Consider the following 19,980-nt stretch of genomic DNA (forward strand, 5'->3'; position numbering starts at 1 on the left):
TAGTCCGTTTTTAGTGAAAGGTGGTTAACGACATGAACATTGCAATCATTTGTCATTCGATGAGCGGAAACACAGAAGAAGTGGCGACGCTCATCGAGTCGACCCACCATCATCGTGGTGACCACGTTGTCCGCTACGACGCGGATCGGGTCGGATATCGGGAAGCCCAGTCTCTCGCATCGTGTGACCTCGTCTACTTCGGGTCTTACACATGGGCAGATGGCATCTTGCCGGATGAAATGAAGGACACGTTCCGTCTCGTGCTAAAAGAATTGAATGTACCGATTCGTCAGGCAGCCGTATTCGGAACGGGTGACAAAATGTTTGTTCATTTCTGTCGAGCGGTCGATGAGATGGCGTACCACCTTTCAAAATACGGAATCCCACTCGCCGGTGAACTGCTTAAAATCGAGCAGTCGCCTCGTAACCAACCGTTCAACGTCCAGCACTGGGCTGAACGGATGGCTCAGAATGTAGAAGAAGGAGTCATGCACCATGTCGATTCAGAAAATCAAATTATTGTCGCCCAAACATCCTAACCGGGCAACCGCCATCATCGGTGGCGAAACAAGCTCAATCGTGAACTGGAACGATATCGCATATCCTCAGTTTTATACGATTTATAAGCAGTTGCTTTCAAACTTTTGGATCCCAGATGAGATTTCGATGTCGAAAGACATGCAACAGTGGCCGCAACTAACTGAACGTGAACAAGATGCGTTCAAGCGAATCATCGGGCTGTTATCAATTCTCGACTCTGTCCAGACACGATATATCCTCGAGTCGTCAATGTTCTCGTCAGACTCATCCGTGCACGCCGTACTTGCCGTCATCGCGCAACAGGAAGTCGTACACAATCAATCGTATAGTTACGTTTTATCAAGCCTTGTCCCACTCGCTGAACAAAATCGCATCTTTGATATTGCAAAAGACGACGAGATGGTCATGAAACGTAACCAATTCATCCTGGACTTATATGAAGAATTCCGCGACACGCCAAACGCAGAGAATTTCGCAAAATCACTTGTAGCCTCGGTCATTTTGGAAGGCATTAACTTCTATTCTGGCTTCGCCTATTTCTATAACTTGGCCCGTCATCAAAAAATGGTCGGGACGTCAACGATGATCAGTTATATTCAGCGTGACGAGATGCAACATTCTTACTTCATCAGCCAGTTGCTCCGTGCCGTCTTGACTGAAAATCCAAAGATCGATGCGGACGGACAGTTCAGCCAATTCGTATACGATACAATGGCAGAGGCCGTCGACCTTGAGATTGAGTGGTGTGAATACGTCCTTCGCGACCTCGATGGACTCGACGTCAGTGAGATGCGTGACTACGTCAAATACTTGGCAAACAAACGCTTACGTGTAATCGGTCTGAACGACTTGTACGAAGGATATGACGAAGATGTCATGCCTTGGATCCGTGCATACTCAGACGACTCGCTCAACGCAACAAAATCTGATTTCTTCGAACAAAAATCGCGTTCGTATGCGAAAGTGACAGACGCGAACGGTTTCGACGACTTGTAAGATACGCGATCAACCGAACCTTTACATGGTTCGGTTTTTTTGATGCATCAAAAAACCTTAGACACGTTCGTCTAAGGTTTTTCGAATCAATGATAGGTTTGTACGTATTTAGCGATTCCTTCCGCAACACCCTCTGCCATACGCTGGCGAGATGCGTCACTCCGAAGATACGTCAAATCCGTTGGAGAAGAAATGAATCCGAGCTCAACGAGAGCCGATGGCATCGTATTATACGTGATGACGTAATAGTTTGCCGTCTTCACACCTCGGTTTGACATCCCACTCATCTTCCCGACTAGGTTACTTTGAATGTTCGAAGCCAACACGCTACTACGTGCACTGTGAGCCGAACGTGTCGAATAGAATGTTTCCAATCCTTTTGCTGCTGATGAACCTGCTGCGTTGACGTGCATACTGACGAACAAGTCACCACGCAACGACTTCGCTGCAGCGACACGTTGATCAAGTGTCAAGTAAACGTCTGTCGAACGTGTTAGACGAACTGTATACCCGTATTTCGAACGAAGATAAGCTTCTACACGTTGTGATACATCTAATACAATCGTCTTTTCGTAGAGCGAACCGTTCAGTGCCCCTGGGTCTTTCCCACCATGTCCAGGATCAAGAACGATGACAGCTCCAGAAGATTCACTCGGTTTCGACGATGAGACGAATCCTGAAGAAACGTAAGCGTCTTTTCCGTTGTACTTAATCTTGTGGAAACCGTTTACCGTTGCATAGTAGGCAACAGCCGTGCCGTGATCGAGTTTTCCTACTACGCTTGAGTCAAGGCTCGCTTGAGAACGGACATTCAATACATCACCTGGCGTGTTAATATATACCGTTCCTTTTGGTGCCGCTTCAGGCGCAGCCGGAGCTTTTCCAGCAGTCAACCATGAGCTTGCCGTGTAGTAGACTTTCGACCCGATGTGAACCGTCGACCAGCTTGCATTATACGATTTGTATGATACAGCTGTGTATTTCGGAAGCACAAGTTGAACTGGCGAACTTTGGTGCGTTCTTCCGAACAAGTTGACGTTTCGGTTGGCATAGCCTTGAGTCAATCCGTCGTTTGGTTCCGTTGTTGTAGGTGGTTGTGTTTCCGTTTTAGAAGTTGAGATCCAAGCTGTCGGTGTATAATATGTCGCATTCCCGATATATACGGTCGACCAACTTGAATTGTACTTACTTGAAACGACTGCAGTATTGATTGGCAATACTTTCGCTACGCTAGAACTTTGGCTTCGCATCACGAAAAGTTTTAATTCTCGGTTTGCGTATCCATTCTCTTTGACAATCTGTGGTTTGAGCGATCCAGGCGTAATCCACGCTGTCGGCGTATAGTATGTCGCGTTTCCGATATACACGGTCGACCAGCTCGAGTTGTATTTGCTCGAAGTGACGACTGTATGTTTCGGTAACACCTTCTGCACAGCTGAACTTTGACTCCGCATCGCAAACAGTTTCATTTCACGGTTTGCGTAACCTTCCGTTCGGTTCACTGTTGCATCTGTCAATTTTGGTGCAATGTACATCTTCGCAGCATAGTATGTCTTTCCGTTCAAATAGACTTTCGCCCATGAAGAGTTATGAACGGCATACTTGACTTCTGTCCCTTTTTTCAACGTCGTGACAATGCTGGCTGCACGATGTGATGTGACACGGATGTTTAAGTTTTCGGTTGTCACACCTGTTGAAGTTGCTGACTGAGTCGTCAACGAACTCGAAGGAGAAGAAAGTTTGCGGATGTATTGAGCCGATGCATAATATGTACGACTATCGACATACACTTTATGCCAGGACTGATTATACGTCCCGTATTTCACTTTCGTGCCTTTCGGCAATGTCTTGACGACTGTCCCGCTCAAACTTGGTGTTGAACGAATATTCAAATTCACAGTCGTCTCCCCATCGTACGTTGCGGCTTCAACTGAAGGAAGTTGCATTCCAAATAAGAGAACCGTTAAGATGAGTGCGATTTTTACAAGCTTCATTTTCATCCAAAATATTCCTTTCTTCTAGCGGCATTTCCTACTAACAACAACTTCATATTAGCATAATGCTTTTTTAAAAAAAGTAAATATTTGAAAAAAAGATGAATGTTTTTGATAAAAAGGTAAATGTTTTTATTGTTGGGGTTTGATGACTAAAAATTGATGATTTTCGTAAGTTTCTTCTACAATATGAAAGGTTTCAGGAATCCGATATTCATAACCATCCTCATATAAAAGACCATCTTTTGATTGTTGAATCACAAATCCATCAAGCCCCTCAATATGAGCAATTTTCAAAAAACGTTCCACGTGTTTCTCTCTCTTCATATATCGGTCAAACCGCTCAAAAGGTTTAGGATCAATCCCACCCCAATAGCGTCCAGGCTGATACGTGACGTAGGTTCTGACGGAAGTTTCCGTAATCGGATCCGGTGTATGATCGAAACGCCCAAAGTCACGGGTCGATTTTTCATCAATTAATGCATACAATGAGTCAAACAATTCATAGTTGCACTGTTCCCCTAAAGAAATTACAGCACGTTGTAATTGCTCGATATGCAGCTGTAACGACTCTCCTTGGCGATTTGGCTTCAGCTTTTTATCTCCTTCGTAAGCATTCAATATCCTCGCCACTTCGCCGGCCTCTTCTACGATTTGAAAATATAACTGTTCTCTCGTCACTTCTCTTACATCCGCTTCTTGTTGTTGAAGTGAGATGGCATACTGGTTCGCGAGACACGTGGAAATGACGAGCACATCGAGCAGTTCTTCTTTTAGCTCCTCCGCTGATCCTCTCCGCATCGCCCCTCCGACTTCTCCTACTTCTTCTAATAATCGTGCCAGCCCCGATAACGGTCTCCAGTAACCTCCCAAATGAAGAATCATCGTATCAATTTTTTGTTGAATCTCTCTCATGTTCATTCACCTATCTTTCTGCTTTATTTACCGTCTACATGATATACTATGCTCAATCTAACTGTCCGGAAAGGGTGGGTTTTTCATGTCTTCGGTAAGACTTTGGCAACTGCTTCGGTTCGTACTTGTCGTAATCGGCTTATTTTTGATTACATGGGTACTGAACATCCTCTTCGAATATACGTATCCTTTCGTATTTGCCCTACTCTTATCTCTCTTGACCGTTCCACTCGTCAATTTTTTCGAACGAAAAACCAACATGCCGCGTGCGCTCGGGACACTAATCTCGTTGTTGATCGTCCTCAGTATCGTCGTCGGCATCATCACCATCGTCATCATCCAATTGATTCATTATGCGACAATCGCAGCGGAGCGACTTCCTGAACAAATCCAAACGTTCACTGAATATGTCCAGCGCTTGTTCAACGAAAAGATTGCACCACTCGTCAACGATGCGTACGAGAGCTATCAACAATTGAATCCTGGACAGACGACTTCATTAGAAGGCGGCATCACAGAGCTCGGTGTCCAACTCGCGGCCGCAATCGGTGTTTTATCCCGTGGTGTGGCAAGTGTCCTACAAGGCATGTTGGCAGCACTCCCACTCGTCCTGCTGCTTGTCGTCGTCATTGTGCTCGCCTGGTTCTTTATTACAAAAGACTGGCCCTCATACGTGACGTCTCTAAATCGCCTGAATAAACGCAAAGGTTTTAAAGAGTTCGAGGAAGTCATGATCAACCTGAAGTCCGCTTTATTCGGTTACGTTCGAGCACAACTGACGCTCATTTCCATCACCTTCGGAATCGTACTGGTCGGTATGTTCATTCTCCGAGTCGACAATCCGCTCTCATTCGCTTTACTCGCAGGGTTCTTCGACCTTTTACCTTATTTAGGTGTCGGTACACTACTCATTCCGTGGGCCGCCTATGCCGCAGTATCGGGCGATTGGTTCGTCGCCATCGGATTGATTGTCCTATACATCATCGTCATCGTTCAACGAAACTTGGCTGAACCGAAGATTGTTGGTTCCCACATCGGGTTGAATCCGCTTGCCGCACTCATCTCGATTTTTGTCGGTCTAAAACTATTCGGTGTATTCGGCTTCATCTTAGGTCCCGTACTCGCCGTACTACTAAAGGCTGTATACAACGCTAAAGTTTTTCATTATATGTGGCGGTTCATCATCGGTCCGTCTGCCACGACAGCAAAAGAGCGATGAAATCAACATTTCATCGCTCTTCTTTCATTTGAGGTACAGCTACTTTCGGCTCATTTGCTTCAGCCGGGTGTAACGAAAGACCACTCGTCCCCGCTTCATAGGCGGCTACTGCTAAGATGCAAGCATCGATAATGTCATCGATTTGGACGTTCGACATTTTCCATTTCCACGGAGTGCTTTTCGAGTATTTTCGAAGTAACTCGATTCGTTCATCTTGCCCTTCGACTGTCTTTTTCGAATGACTTGCCTCATGCCCCATCATGACCGAGAAGCATACTTCTGGGTGAGATTCATAAACATCCTCCGCTAACACATGCTGAAACTCACGAATACGCGGAACCAAATGCCAAGCCTGTTTGCTAATCCCTTTATCAATCAACAATCGACTTCGTTTGTTCGCTTCCTCATATGTCGCTTCATGAAGCACTTCTTGAATCGGCGGGGTGAAGACGGACGATTTCCGCTCGACGAGTTGGCTCCGCATCCATGCGTCACATGCTCGACCCGGATGGTCGACCGTCCCTAAATCTTTCGGCATATCCACGAAGTGCATCGCGCCGTCAATGAGCAACTCCTCTAGCGTCTCTGAAATCGTTAAACATAAGGAAATGCTATCGTATGTGATGCGCACCCATCCTCCGCGTGCGCCGTCAATTCCTACTCCTACCATGTCGTACCTCCTGTAACATCATCAACACGCCGAACACGGCGAAAAATACTGTACATCCTAACCAGATCCGGTTCGGCCAAACCGTATACGCAAAGCCACACAGAATCGCCAAACCGATCAAGAGGAGCGCTCTTAGCGCTCCCACGTTTCAATCATCCGTGCAAGCGTTCGGACCATGACACCAGTCGGGCCTTTCGGGCCGAGGTCGTTCGCTGCCGCACGTTCGCTCGTTCCTGCGATATCGAGGTGAAGCCACGGTGTATCGCCGACAAACTCGCCGACAAACGCGCCACCGAAAATCATGTGACCGAACCGACCAGGTGAGTTGTTCAAGTCGGCTACTTCTGATTTTCTCACTTTGTCGATGAACACATCAAAGTATGGCATTTGCCAAACGAGCTCATTCGTCTCGCGACTCGCTTCTTCGAGTGAGCGATAGAGGGTATCATCGTTCGTCAGACATCCCGTCACGTCCGTACCGAGCGCGACGAGTACGCCACCTGTAAGTGTAGCCACATCGATGATTGCTGTTGGCTCATACGTTTTTGCAAACGTGACAGCATCCGCTAGAACGAGGCGCCCTTCCGCATCTGTGTTGAGTACTTCGATCGTTTTGCCGTTCATCGCCGTGATGACATCATCCGGCTTGAAGGCATCGCCTGAAATCATGTTGTCTGTTGCACCGATGATTCCGATGACGTTTTTATTTGGTCGTGTGCGTCCGAGTGTCTCGAATAGTCCAAGGACAGTAGCCGCACCACCCATATCGCCTTTCATTCCGACGATGCCGTCTTTCGGCTTGATTGAATAGCCACCTGTATCGAACGTGACGCCTTTTCCGACAACCGCAATCGGAGCTTCTTCCTCTGCACCACGATATTCCAACACGATCAATTTCGGCGGGATCGTCGAACCTTGGTTTACGGCGAGGAGTGCACCCATTCCGAGCCCTTCCATTTCTTCTTTTTCTAACACTCGGTATTTGAAATCATGGCGTTTCGCTAAATCTACCGCATAATCCGCCAACGTCTCTGCTGTCAAAATATTAGCCGGCATCATCGTCAACGTTCGGGCGACATTGACCCCTTTCCCATAAGCGACACCTGCATCGATGTCTTCTTGTGACACATCCCCAAGAAGTGTGATGTTTGGCTCTTCGACCGTTTGTTTCGGCTCTGACTTGTATGTAGGATGAGCATACGTCGCCATTTCAAATGCTTCTGCGAAAAAGCGAGCCGCGTCGTTTGTGAACGTGTCGAGTGCGACTGCAACGTCCTTTAATCCACGCGCGTGGACGAGCTTCGCCACTTTTCCGAACCAGTTCCGTACATTCTCTGTCGTGATGTCGTTTCGTTGTCCAAGTCCGACAAACAAGACGCGTGCCGTTTCCCCGGCGAACGTCGGCAATAACGTCACTTCTCCTGTTTTCGTCGAAAGATCTCCTGATTGAATGAGTGCTTTCACTCGTCCACCGAACAATGTGTCGAGCCCTTCGTCGATTGAATCGGCCGCACCGATTCCAACGATCATCGTGTCATATGAATCTGTCCAATTTAATTGAGCAATTTGATACATCTTGCCACTTCCCTTCTTTATATATGGTAAGCATAGCGAACTTCTCCAAAATAATGAAATAGTATGCGTAAGAGTCAAGAAATCTTCGAATTCATGGGCTATCTCCTCGTTGTGACGTTGTTTTATTTTATGATAGGATAAGAAAGTACGCAATCGGGCTTCTCTTCATCGTGAAGTGAGGCCAATTTGACTGGTCGAGGCTTCCCCTAGTCGTAGACCGTTGCTACTTTAACTTTCTTCGTTCTCGTTAATTCTTTTTTCTTTTCGGGTATGAAGTAACGAGGCAGGAAAGTACACTATTTCTTTGAAAAGAGGGACTACGCTTATGTCACACATTAAAGGTATTGGTGCATCTGCAGGGATTGCAGTTGCAAAAGCATTCGTCATGGAGACACCTTCATTCGATATCCCAACACACAAGATTGAAGATGTCGCTGCAGAAAAGGCACGTTTCCAAGATGCAATCGCACAATCTAAAACGGAGCTTGAAGAAATCCGCGAGCACACGCTTCGTGAACTTGGTCCAGACAAAGCCGAGATTTTCTCAGCTCACCTTTTAATCGTTGAGGATCCAGAAATCGTTTCGCAAGTGAACGATAAAATTGAAAGCGAAAACATGAACGCTGCGAAAGCACTTGATGAAGTCGCACAGACGATGATCATGATTTTCGAATCGATGGACAACGAATACATGCGCGAACGTGCAGCTGACGTTCGTGACGTGACAAAACGTGTTTTGGCACACATTCTTGGGGTGACATTCGTGACACCTGCATCGATCTCAGAAGAAGTGATCATCATCGCTGAAGACTTGACGCCTTCAGACACGGCACAACTCAACCGTAAATACGTCAAAGGGTTCGCGACAAACATCGGTGGACGTACGTCTCACTCTGCCATCATGTCACGTTCACTCGAAATTCCAGCGGTCGTTGGTACGAAAGTGGCCCTTGAAGAAATCAAAAACGGTGACCTCGTCATCATCGACGGTACGGAAGGTGACGTGTTCGTCAACCCTTCTGAAGACCTCGTCAAAGAGTACGAAGGCAAACGTGCTGATTTCGAAGCTTACAAAGAAGAGTTGAAGCAACTCGTCAACGAAGAGTCTGTCACTGCTGACGGTCATAAAGTGAAGCTTGCAGCGAACATCGGAACGCCAAACGACTTAGAAGGCGTCTTGAAAAACGGTTCAGATGCAATCGGTCTTTATCGTACAGAGTTCTTGTACATGGACTCTGAAACATTCCCGACAGAAGAAGAGCAGTACACAGCATACAAAACGGTTCTTGAAGGTATGGAAGGCAAGCAAGTTGTCATCCGTACACTCGATATCGGTGGCGACAAAGAATTGTCTTACCTCGACCTCCCGAAAGAGATGAACCCGTTCCTCGGCTATCGTGCGATTCGCCTTTGCCTCGAGGAAACAGATTTGTTCCGCACACAACTTCGTGCCCTTCTCCGCGCATCAGCTCACGGTAACCTCGCGATCATGTTCCCAATGATTGCGACACTTGAGGAGTTCCGCGCAGCGAAAGCTATTCTTCTTGAAGAAGAAGCGAAGTTGAAAGAAGAAGGAATCGAAGTCGGTCAATACGAAACAGGGATGATGGTTGAAATTCCATCAACAGCTGTCATGGCGAAACAATTCGCAAAAGAAGTCGACTTCTTCTCAGTCGGTACAAACGACTTGATTCAATACACGATGGCGGCTGACCGCATGAACGAAAAAGTATCTTACTTGTACCAACCGTTCAACCCTGCCATCTTGAACCTTCTCCATAACGTCATCACAGAAGCACACAAAGCTGGCAAATGGGTCGGCATGTGTGGAGAGATGGCTGGAGAAGAACTCGCGATTCCAATCCTTCTCGGTCTTGGACTCGATGAATTCTCGATGTCAGCTTCAAGCGTCCTCCGTGCACGTAGCCTCGTGAAACGCTTGACGAAGACAGAAACAGAATCGATCGTCAACGAAGTCCTCAACATGGACACAGCTGAAGAAGTCGTGAACTTCCTTAGCGAAAAGTTTGACATTAAAAAGTAACGTCAAAAGTCCTTTCCTTCTCTCGAGCGAGAGAAGGACTTTTTTTACATACTATTTAAAAATCGAAGTCGTCCGGGTCTGGACCGACACGTTTATGTTGGTCGAGTGCGTCGATCCGTTCCATTTGTTCTTTACTCAATTCAAAATCATGCAGGCTGAAGTTTTCTTCGATTCGATGCGATTTGACCGACTTCGGAATGATGACCCACCCTGTCTGAAGGTGCCAGCGCAATATCACTTGAGCGACAGAACGCTCCACTTCTTTCGCGATTGTAACTAGCGTCGGTTCTTCGAACAATCCACCTTGCATGAGCGGTGCCCAAGCAACCGGTACGATGCCGTGCTCAGTCATATACGATGCTAATTCGGTTTGACGAAGCAACGGATGCCGCTCGACTTGGTTCACGGCTGGAACGAGTTCACTGTTTGCAGCCAATGTCTCAAGGTGATGAATCTGGAAGTTACTCACTCCGACCGCTCCGACACGTCCTTCACGATACAATTGTTCAAGGGCGCGCCAAGAGTCAACAATTTTGTCTTCCACCGGCCAATGAATCAAATACAAATCCAATTGTTCTAAGCCGAGGCGTTCGAGTGAAGCTTCATACGCAGCGATGGCTGTGTCATACCCTTGATCGGCATTCCAAAGTTTCGAGGTGATGAACAAATCATCCCGGGAAATATTCGCCATTTCCATTCCTTTTCGAATTCCGATTCCGACACCTTCCTCGTTCTCATAAACAGCTGCCGTATCGATGTGGCGGTATCCTTGACGAATCGCTTCCACGACGGCATCGATGACCGTATCTCCGTCCTCTACTTTAAAGACGCCAAGTCCGATGGTAGGAATGACTTTCTGACCGTGATTCAACTCTATAGATTGATTCATTTGTACCCCTTCTTTCGTGAGAATTCTTCTTCACTATAAAGGGGATTCTCACTTTCCGGAATAAGGCACATTGAAGTAACTATACAAAAAGAGCCGCCCCATTACTGGAGCGGCGTGTGAGAGTTGGTTATTCTGGACCTCTATCATCGGCTCTAAAGTCGAGCGCTTCTCCTGCGACGACCGTCTCACCGAACGGTACGACGACGACTTTTCCGTCTCCGTTCGTCCAAATGATCGGTGTGATGAGTGATGGTACTTTATCTCGAATCGCGTTGAGATCGACTTCGAGAAGAACATCTCCCGCTTCGACTCGGGCACCTTCCTCTACTTTCGAAGTGAATCCTTCCCCTTTCAGATTGACCGTATCGAGACCGACATGAATCAATAGTTCGCGTCCATCGTCAGCCAAGATGCCGATTGCATGTTTCGTCGGGAAGAATGTCGTGATTTGACCTGTCACCGGCGAAACGACCTGACCTGAGCTTGGTTCGATCGCAAATCCTTCTCCCATCATGCGACCAGAGAAGACTTGATCTGGCACATCATCGAGTGATAACAATACACCCGACATCGGAGCGAGGAAGCGATGATCGGCTTGTTCAGCCGCTTCCGGTGTAATCACTGCTTTTTCAACTTTTTCTTTCGGTTTATACTCGCCACCTTCGATGATGGTCGCGATTTGTGATTTAAGCGTATCCGATTTCGGTCCGAAGATGGCCTGAATGTTATCCCCTACTTCAAGGACACCAGCAGCACCGAGATCTTTTAAGAGATCTTTGTCGACTTGTTTGACGTCGTTCACGGTGACACGAAGTCGCGTGATACAAGCATCCAAGTGTTTAATGTTTTCAGGACCACCGAGTCCGACGAGTACTTCATATGGCAAGTCGTCCCCGATTGCGGCACGATCACCTCTCGCCGTTGTCTGCGTTTCACGTCCAGGTACTTTCAAGTCGAATTTTGTGATGGCAAACCGGAATCCAAAGTAGTAGATGACCGCAAAGACGAGACCGACCGGAATGACGAGCCACCAGGCCGTCCGGTTCGGTAAGACCCCGAAGAGCAAATAGTCAATGAGACCACCCGAGAAAGTTTGTCCAATTTTTACGTTTAGTAAGTGCATCGTCATAAAGGAAAGACCGGCAAAGACGGCGTGAATTCCGAAAAGAAGTGGTGCAACGAAGACGAATGAGAACTCGACTGGTTCTGTGATCCCTGTCAAGAATGACGTAAGGGCAGCCGAGAAATAGAGACCCTCGACGTCTTTCCGACGCTCTTTTGAAACGGTATGATACATGGCAAGACAGGCTGCAGGTAACCCGAACATCATGAACGGGAATTTCCCGGTCATGTACGTACCGGCTGTGAACTCAACGCCGTCACGTAGTTGTGCGAAGAAGATCCGTTGGTCCCCTTGAACGAGATCACCGGCTTGGTTCGTATATTCCCCGAATTGGAACCAAAATGGAGAATACCAGATGTGGTGAAGACCGAACGGAATCAAGGAACGTTCTACCAATCCAAAGATGAATGCTGATAAGGCAACGTTTGCCTCGATGACCGTACTTGAGAAGTTGTTAATCGCATTCCCAATCGGTGGCCACAGATAAGCGAGCGCAATCCCGATAAACAAACTGAATGCGGCCGTCGCAATCGGGACGAACCGCTTCCCGGCAAAGAATCCTAAAAACTCTGGCAACTTGATGTTGAAATACTTGTTGTACGCATAAGCTGCAACAAGACCTGCGATAATACCCCCGAATACCCCCATTTGGAGCGTCGGGATACCGAGAACGGTTGCATACTGCGGGTCGCCTTGAGCGATTTCCGCGGTAATCCCGTTCCACGTGCTGATGACTTTGTTCATGATCAAATAACCGACAATGGCTGCTAGACCAGCAACCCCATCCCCGTTCGCCAGGCCGATTGCGACCCCGACGGCAAACAGTAACCCTAAGTTTGCGAAGACGATGTCCCCGGCATCTGTCATGACTTGCCAAATCAGGACAAGTGAGTCATTTGCCAGAAACGGGAGCAATTCAACGAGGTCCGGGTTTTGGAATGCGGTACCAAACGCCAAGAGAAGACCGGCTGCCGGTAAGATCGCAACCGGAAGCATGAGTGCTTTCCCGACCCGTTGTAAAACGCCAAACACTTTCTTCCACATCATGGTTCCCTCCTTTGTCAGAATACTTACTTTTTCCCTCAAACGTTTGGATGAAACCGTTTCATATAAAAAGAAAAAGACCAACCCCGAAGGATTGGTCTAGATGATGATTAGTTTGCTTTCTTTTCGTTACCTGAAGCGATAACCGCTTGGATTTCTGATTTCAATGCATCCGAACGTGGTCCGAAGATTGCTTGAATGTTGTTACCAACTTCAAGGACACCAGATGCGCCAAGGCGTTTCAACTCATCTTTGTTGACTTGGTTCTTATCTTTTACTTCGACACGAAGACGTGTGATACATGCATCGAGGTGCTTGATGTTTTGTGAGCCACCAAGACCAACGAGGATATCTTGTGCAAGTTCCGAACCAGTAGCTGTTGATTGTTCAACAACCTCATCTTCACGACCTGGTGTTTTAAGGTTGAACTTACGGATAACGAAGCGGAATCCGAAGTAGTAAACAACCGCGAACACGAGACCGACTGGAATGACGAGCCACCAAGCCGTACGACCTGGAAGAACACCGAAGAGCAAGAAGTCGATCAAACCACCTGAGAACGTCATCCCGATCTTAACGTTCAAGATATGCATCGTCATGAATGAAAGACCTGCGAACACTGCGTGTACTGCGAAGAGAAGCGGTGCTACGAACAAGAATGAGAACTCGATTGGTTCTGTGATACCAGTCAAGAACGATGTAAGGGCAGCAGAAGCCAAGAGACCACCGACAACCGCTTTACGCTCTGGACGTGCTTCATGGTACATTGCGAGTGCTGCTGCAGGAAGACCGAACATCATGAACGGGAATTTACCAGTCATGAACGTACCTGCTGTCAATTCAGCACCGTCACGAATTTGTGCGAAGAAGATTGCTTGGTCACCACGAACGACGTTACCCGCTGCATCTGTGTATGAACCGAATTCAAACCAGAACGGTGAGTAGAAGATGTGGTGAAGACCGAATGGAATCAATGAACGTTCGATCAAACCGAAGACGAACGCTGCGAATGTACGGTTTTCTTCCAACATGATTTTTGAGAATGCGTTCAAACCATCTTGTACTGGTGGCCAGATCAAAAGCATGACGAAACCAGCAACGACTGCTGCAACTGCTGTTACGATTGGAACGAAACGTTTACCAGCGAAGAAACCAAGGAACTGTGGCAATTCAATATTGAAGTACTTGTTATAGGCCCATGCGGCGATAAGACCCATGATGATCCCTCCGAATACCCCTGTTTGAAGTGTTGGGATACCGAGTACGTTCGCGTAAGCAGGGTCACCTTGAGCTAACACTTCAGGTGTAAGTTCGAGCCAAACACCCATTACTTTGTTCATGATCAAGAATCCTACGATTGCTGCAAGTCCGGCTACCCCGTCACCTGCTAAACCGATGGCAACACCGACTGCGAACAAGAGCGCCAAGTTCGAGAAGATGATTCCACCTGCTTGCTCCATCAATTGAGCGAATTTCACGACGCCTTCGTTCGTTAACCAACCAGCGCGTGATGTAAGTTGTGGGTTTTGCATTGCGTTACCGAATGCAAGAAGAAGACCGGCTGCCGGCAAGATCGCAACAGGAAGCATAAGTGCTTTACCGACTTTTTGAAGAACACCAAAGATCTGCTTAAACATCAACATTTCCTCCTTTTTTTAAGTACGTATAAACAATATGATAGCGGCGTAGATGTCAGACAACCGACGTATCTAAACGTTTTCATAAATCACGTTTATAAAAACAGAAAAGGCATGAATAAGGATAGAACGTAGACCTCTCCCAACGGAGAAATCACATAACGTTCCACTCCTTACTCATGCCTGATCGAATCAGTAACACGTAAGACACGTGGTATCATTTATCTACTTGTTAGGCGCTGGAGATGCATCGTCAAATATGTCGCTTCACCTCGTGGGACGGGACGCTTTAATTCGCGTTCCATGATGCCCATCAGCTCCCAAGCAGTACTATAGCATAGCGGATATTCGTCGCGCAACACCTTTTCAATTTTTTGTGGTGCCTCGACCATCTCACCCGTCGCAACCCGCTCAACGGCGTACCTTAAGTGCCGAAGTAAGCGCTTATAATCGAGTGAAGTTCGGTCCAATTTTACGTTCAAACGACTCTCAATCGTCTGGACGATTTGGCCGATGATTTGGTTATGACGATTCACTTCCAGGACATTTTTGAACGTCGTCGCTGAGTGAATGTGGAGGGCAATGAATCCAGTCTCCGCATCCGGTAGGAGTACGTTCAATCGTTCATGGAACATATCGACTATCCGTTCCGCGAGCGCAAATTCGTTCGGATAAAGTGATTCTGTCTCAAGTAAAAACGGATTCGTCACTTCCATCCCTTGCTCGATTCGTTTCATCGTGAAGAACAAGTGGTCGGTCAAGCCGATATGAATGTGCTCATCGACTTTCTTACCTGTACTCGTTTCGATAAAGCCGACAATCTCTTGCATGAACGCAATAAAATCCTCATCGACATGTTTGACGAGCTCTTGATACTGCGACTGTTCTTCTTTATCTGTCAGTTGATACACTTTCTCCGGGACGCTGGCCGGGTCGACGAGGTCGCCTGGTTTTTTGCCAAAGCCAATCCCCTTCCCGAGTAGAATGACTTCCGGATCCGTATCATGTTGACAAATGACAACGCTATTATTCAACACTTTTTTGATCGTATACATCGGTAATGTCATTCGCATCGCATCCCTTACTAAAAATCGTTTCGCTATCTAGTATATCGGTTCATGCCCTAAAAAAGTAGGGACAAAACAAAAAAGGCGAACATTTCTGTCGCCATTTAAAACATTGAATAACCGCTCTTCCGTAAGAAACGAATCGTCACGCCAGCCAAGATTGCTCCGAGCAACCCGAAACCGAGCATGAACAAATCGAGAAGTTGCAATCCGACGAGTCCTTCATAGATTCCCGTGAGTGCAGTTGACGTCTCGGTCACGTAACTTGAAAGTTTGACATTATCAATCATCATGATGACAAAAATTGGATAAATGAACACGAGTGTCCATGTCTTTTTAAGTAACATATTCAAGATGAAGCCGATACTGAAAAAAATCGTCATATATAAAACGGCCCCAATGACTGCTTGGATAATATGCATGTGATGCCCCCCTTGTCCGCTCTCCATTATACAAAATTTCAACCGACGTGGTCAAAGAACTTCCTATGACAATTCCGAAAGAAAACAGCTCGTTCTGAATCAGAACGAGCTGTACGTTAATCGAAAATTAGAACTTTCCTTTTTTGAGGACGAGTCCGTATTTTTTCAATTCGATGAAGTGTTTGTTGTCGATGACTTTCTTCATGAATGAAGCGTTGCGACCGAAGATTTTTTTACCCATGACGATTCCGATTCCATCGTTATGACCGAGCGAAGCGACTGTTCCTTTGCTCTCGTAAGTGAACTTCGAAGTCGATTTGCCATTGATGAGTGCCGCGATGTTTTTCGCAACGTTGTGCGCTTGTTGTGTTGCGATTTGTGCCGTCGGTGGGTATGGACGGTTCGAAGCAGGGTCCATGACTGCCGAGCAGTCACCGATGATGAAGACGTTGTCGTGACCTGGTGCACGGTTGTCCGCTTCCACCATGACACGGTTACGAACCGCTTCAAATCCTGATTTTTCGATGATCGGGCTACCACTTACGCCACCTGTCCAGATGATTGTGTGGGCGTGGATCGTTTCCGTCGTGTCACCTTGAAGTGGACCGAATGTCACAACACCCGGCTCAACACCTTTGATTCCGTTACCGAGTTTCATCTCGACACCGTTACGCTCCAACCATTTCTGTGCGTACGTTGTGAGTTCTGGGTCGAAACCTGGAAGAACCGTTGGCGCTGCTTCAATGTTGACGATGCGAACAGCTTCGCGTGGAACGTCATATTGTTTGCAAAGCTCTGGGATTCGGTTGACGATTTCACCGAGGAATTCGATTCCTGTGAATCCAGCACCACCGACAACAATCGTTACGAACGAGCTGTCAGAAGATCCGTTTGTTTTATATTGAGCGAATGAGTACTCGATGTGCTCTTTAATTTTACGAACGCTGTTCAATGAGCTGATTGTCATTGCATTTTCTTTCAAGCCTGGGATACCGAACGTTTCCGGTACACCGCCGAGACCGATGACAACGTAGTCGTATTCGACGACAGAACCATCTTCAAGCGTGACTTGTTTCGCAGCAGTATCGACGCGATCGACGATCCCTTTGACAAGTTTCACACGTGACGGGTTCACAATGTCGTTAATGTAAATGCGTGCTTGGTCTGGGTTCATCGTTCCAGCAGCTGGTTCGTGAAGCCAAGTCGTTTGGTAGTGATAATCATGCTTGTTGATGAGCGTGATGTTCGCGTCACCTGCAGCGAGTGTCTTTTGAAGGTTGACGGCTGTGATGAGTCCGCCAAAGCCCGCGCCAAGAATAACAATGTTAGGTCGTTTCATGTTCATTTCCACCTTGTTTAAAGTTTTGTTTTTTTGAACAACTATGTTGTGTGTTTCTTCACATAGATGTTCACAATAAAGCCCATTCTTGTTCAACATCTGTTCACAATTGCTTCTGTTTCATTGTACGCTCTTTAAATTGAATTCTCAATGGAAAAGCTTATCTTCTTGAATTTTTTTTGAAAGTGTTGCATGTTTGTACTGAATGGATTTAATTCAATAAACTCTCTATAATAAATGTATACGCTTTGAGGAGGAATTCGATGAAGACGACGAAAGATGTAATCATCATCGGTGGAGGTCCGGTTGGATTGTTCACCGCATTTTATGCAGGCATGCGCCAACTCGATACGACGTTGATTGAAAGTTTACCGCAACTCGGCGGGCAATTGTCAACGCTCTATCCTGAAAAATATATTTATGATATCGCTGGTTTCCCGAAAGTGAAAGCACAGGATTTGATCGACCAATTAAAAGCACAGGCTGATCAATTCGAGCAAGACTACCGTCTCGGCGAAACGGTTGAAACGGTGGAACGTCTCGAGGACGGCACGTTCGTTTTGACGACGAATAAAGAAGAGTACCATACGAAAGCGGTCATTATCACTGCCGGAAACGGTGCCTTCTCGGCTCGTCCACTCGGTCTTGACGGTTGCGAAGATTACGCAAACCTTCATTACTTTGTCGATAACATGGAGAAATTCCGTGATCGCCGCGTCATGATTGCCGGTGGTGGCGACTCTGCTGTCGACTGGGCACTCATGCTCGAAGGCATCGCAAAAGAAGTACACATCGTTCACCGCCGTGACCGTTTCCGCGCTCACGAACACACGGTCGAACAAATGAAGGCATCGACGATTAATGTCCTTACGCCGTACAACATCGAGTCACTCTCAGGTGAGACACATATCGAATCTGTTGAATTGACGGATAAAGACGGCGAGTCAAAAATCGTTGAGATTGATGATTTGATTTGTAACTATGGATTCGTGTCATCTCTTGGTCCAATCAAGAATTGGGGAATGGAATTTGAGAAGAACACCATCCGTGTCGACTCACGCATGGAAACAACAGTTGCCGGGATCTTCGCTTGCGGTGATATCGCCACATATGAAGGAAAAGTGAAGCTGATCGCGACAGGTTTCGGTGAAGCACCGATTGCCATCAACCAAGTGAAGCAACTTGTGGATCCGACTGCACGTCATCCGCAACACTCGACATCTGTATTTGCCGGGAAATAATGATCAATCCTCTGTGGACCGTGTCCACAGAGGATTTTTTCATTTCCGCATCGTCTGAATGATGACCCGGTCAATCCAGTCATCGAGTTGCGTGAACACGAAGCCCGCCTTTTTCGCTTCAGCGATCGACATGTAATAGTCGACATCCGAATCATAGGGGGACGACTCCCCATCTTTTATGATATGGACCGGTTTTCCGACATGTTGCCCGATTCGTTCCATCAAAGCACCCATGGAGATGAGCCCATCACTCGCAGCGTTGAAGGGTCCAGTCACGTTCGCACGTCCCACCCATTCTAAAAATGCTGCTGCTTCCGCGCTCGAGATGAAGCCCATTTTCGCTTCTGGATGATGCAACACAATCGGTTCCTCGTTGCGAATCGCGTCCACATAAAATTTGAGTCGATCTGTATAATCATCTGGTCCGAGGACGATTGGTAAGCGAACAGTCGCGACCGGGAATGAAGCTCGGTGGAAGAAGTAGGACTCCGCCTCTCGCTTCCCTTGTCCGTAGTCGTGCTCGGATTCGAGATGATATTCATAATGAAGCGGATTAAAATCGCTCTCTTTTAAGTCAGGTCCTGGCGCATAGACCGACATCGTAGACGTCAATACATATTTCCCGACTTTGTCCATGAACGCATCCGAGGCGATTTTTGCCTGATACGGGGTAAAGCAAATATTGTCGTAGACGAGGTCGTACCGTTCGCGTGCCAAGTCTTTCATCGTCGCGACCGATTGGCGGTCTCCTTTAATGGACCGAATCCCTTCAGCTTCCGGCACTTGCAATTGCCCCCTCGTCACAATCGTCACATCATCCCCCGCCTCCGCGAGTCGCAAAGCAAGTCGTTTCCCGAAATAGCGTGATCCTCCGAATATCAATACTTTTCTCATGCCCCTCAATCCTCCATTTTGTAATGACGTCCTTACTCATTTTCCCTTCAAAGAAACAGACTAATCTACCACTTTCACACGTATTCTTGCTATTATTATGAGTAAAGATTTGTTAGGGGGACCCGAAGATGCATCAAATCATGCTAGAAAAAGGATGGACTTACGAATTGCCGCCACAATATGCGATTTATCAGAGCTTATCAGACTTCAGTCGCTATTCTGTCCTCGACCAAGAAGAAGAGAGCGTCTGCTCATTCCGAATCACGAATGACACGTGTACAATCACGGGCTTTCGACCTTGGCAGCACCATATTGAACTCGATGTCACTGCTAAAGTGATTCGTTTGATTTTGACAGAAGAAGAATAAAGA

General features: G+C 47.0%; 16 protein-coding genes and 1 pseudogene. 6 read left to right on the forward strand and 11 right to left on the reverse strand.

Going from position 1 to position 19,980, the window contains the following annotated elements; all coding sequences use genetic code 11:
• Positions 1 to 32: 32 nt before the first annotated feature.
• Entirely contained in the window at positions 33 to 539 is a 507-nt protein-coding gene (locus tag ON063_RS06745; protein WP_214693399.1) for a flavodoxin domain-containing protein, read from the forward strand.
• A complete protein-coding gene (locus ON063_RS06750; protein WP_074033504.1) occupies positions 496 to 1,536 on the forward strand; it encodes a ribonucleotide-diphosphate reductase subunit beta in 1,041 nt (346 codons plus the stop codon). The genes ON063_RS06745 and ON063_RS06750 overlap by 44 nt, the downstream gene beginning before the upstream one ends.
• Before the next feature lie 86 nt (positions 1,537 to 1,622).
• Here the strand turns inward: ON063_RS06750 and ON063_RS06755 are convergent, their stop codons facing one another.
• On the reverse strand, positions 1,623 to 3,536 hold the full coding sequence (locus ON063_RS06755; RefSeq protein ID WP_274664636.1) for an N-acetylmuramoyl-L-alanine amidase: 1,914 nt from the start codon (positions 3,534 to 3,536) through the stop codon (positions 1,623 to 1,625).
• A 126-nt stretch (positions 3,537 to 3,662) separates the two neighbouring features.
• Positions 3,663 to 4,445 (reverse strand): MazG nucleotide pyrophosphohydrolase domain-containing protein, encoded by a 783-nt coding sequence (locus ON063_RS06760; protein ID WP_274664637.1) that lies wholly within the window; start codon positions 4,443 to 4,445, stop codon positions 3,663 to 3,665.
• 85 nt (positions 4,446 to 4,530) lie between these two features.
• Between ON063_RS06760 and ytvI the strand changes: the two genes are divergently transcribed.
• Entirely contained in the window at positions 4,531 to 5,664 is a 1,134-nt protein-coding gene (gene ytvI / locus ON063_RS06765) for a sporulation integral membrane protein YtvI (RefSeq protein WP_214874589.1), read from the forward strand.
• A gap of 10 nt (positions 5,665 to 5,674) precedes the next feature.
• On the opposite strand, the gene ON063_RS06770 is transcribed toward ytvI, so the two are convergent.
• Together ON063_RS06770 and ON063_RS06775 are read right to left on the reverse strand one after the other, a co-directional pair.
• Positions 5,675 to 6,334: a DUF429 domain-containing protein gene (locus ON063_RS06770; protein WP_274664638.1), complete on the reverse strand. Its 660-nt coding sequence runs from the start codon at positions 6,332 to 6,334 to the stop codon at positions 5,675 to 5,677.
• A gap of 132 nt (positions 6,335 to 6,466) precedes the next feature.
• On the reverse strand, positions 6,467 to 7,909 hold the full coding sequence (locus ON063_RS06775; protein ID WP_274664639.1) for a leucyl aminopeptidase: 1,443 nt from the start codon (positions 7,907 to 7,909) through the stop codon (positions 6,467 to 6,469).
• Between the two features lie 325 nt (positions 7,910 to 8,234).
• Here ON063_RS06775 and ptsP point away from each other — a divergent pair, with 325 nt between their 5' ends.
• Complete coding sequence (gene ptsP / locus ON063_RS06780; RefSeq protein ID WP_074033510.1) at positions 8,235 to 9,953, forward strand: phosphoenolpyruvate--protein phosphotransferase; 1,719 nt, start codon at positions 8,235 to 8,237, stop codon at positions 9,951 to 9,953.
• Positions 9,954 to 10,008: 55 nt separating this feature from the next.
• Here ptsP and ON063_RS06785 read toward each other — a convergent pair whose 3' ends face one another.
• The 6 genes and pseudogenes from ON063_RS06785 to ON063_RS06810 all read right to left on the reverse strand — a co-directional run bounded on the left by ON063_RS06785 (position 10,009) and on the right by ON063_RS06810 (position 17,474).
• A complete protein-coding gene (locus ON063_RS06785; protein ID WP_274664640.1) occupies positions 10,009 to 10,842 on the reverse strand; it encodes an aldo/keto reductase in 834 nt (277 codons plus the stop codon).
• A gap of 127 nt (positions 10,843 to 10,969) precedes the next feature.
• Complete coding sequence (gene ptsG, locus ON063_RS06790) at positions 10,970 to 13,009, reverse strand: glucose-specific PTS transporter subunit IIBC (RefSeq protein ID WP_274664641.1); 2,040 nt, start codon at positions 13,007 to 13,009, stop codon at positions 10,970 to 10,972.
• Between the two features lie 137 nt (positions 13,010 to 13,146).
• A pseudogene (ptsG, locus tag ON063_RS06795) lies at positions 13,147 to 14,646 on the reverse strand (glucose-specific PTS transporter subunit IIBC); the annotation flags it as partial.
• A gap of 221 nt (positions 14,647 to 14,867) precedes the next feature.
• Positions 14,868 to 15,713, reverse strand: a complete 846-nt coding sequence (gene glcT / locus ON063_RS06800) for a glucose PTS transporter transcription antiterminator GlcT (protein ID WP_214746281.1) — start codon at positions 15,711 to 15,713, stop codon at positions 14,868 to 14,870.
• A gap of 104 nt (positions 15,714 to 15,817) precedes the next feature.
• Positions 15,818 to 16,135 carry a YuiB family protein gene (locus ON063_RS06805; RefSeq protein ID WP_012726819.1) on the reverse strand — a complete coding sequence of 106 codons (318 nt, stop codon included), beginning with the start codon at positions 16,133 to 16,135 and terminating at the stop codon, positions 15,818 to 15,820.
• Between the two features lie 127 nt (positions 16,136 to 16,262).
• Entirely contained in the window at positions 16,263 to 17,474 is a 1,212-nt protein-coding gene (locus ON063_RS06810) for an NAD(P)/FAD-dependent oxidoreductase (RefSeq protein WP_214820519.1), read from the reverse strand.
• A 263-nt stretch (positions 17,475 to 17,737) separates the two neighbouring features.
• Between ON063_RS06810 and ON063_RS06815 the strand changes: the two genes are divergently transcribed.
• The gene (locus ON063_RS06815) at positions 17,738 to 18,715 is read left to right on the forward strand and encodes an NAD(P)/FAD-dependent oxidoreductase (RefSeq protein WP_074033516.1); all 978 of its coding nucleotides are present in this window, start codon (positions 17,738 to 17,740) and stop codon (positions 18,713 to 18,715) included.
• 39 nt (positions 18,716 to 18,754) lie between these two features.
• Here the strand turns inward: ON063_RS06815 and ON063_RS06820 are convergent, their stop codons facing one another.
• A complete protein-coding gene (locus ON063_RS06820; RefSeq protein ID WP_274664643.1) occupies positions 18,755 to 19,609 on the reverse strand; it encodes an NAD-dependent epimerase/dehydratase family protein in 855 nt (284 codons plus the stop codon).
• A 128-nt stretch (positions 19,610 to 19,737) separates the two neighbouring features.
• On the opposite strand from ON063_RS06820, the gene ON063_RS06825 reads away from it, so the two are divergent.
• Positions 19,738 to 19,977 carry a hypothetical protein gene (locus tag ON063_RS06825; protein ID WP_047795133.1) on the forward strand — a complete coding sequence of 80 codons (240 nt, stop codon included), beginning with the start codon at positions 19,738 to 19,740 and terminating at the stop codon, positions 19,975 to 19,977.
• The last annotated feature ends 3 nt before the right edge of the window (positions 19,978 to 19,980 follow it).

This window comes from Exiguobacterium sp. B2(2022) (assembly GCF_028823655.1).
Taxonomy (GTDB): Bacteria; Bacillota; Bacilli; order Exiguobacteriales; family Exiguobacteriaceae; genus Exiguobacterium; species Exiguobacterium aestuarii_A.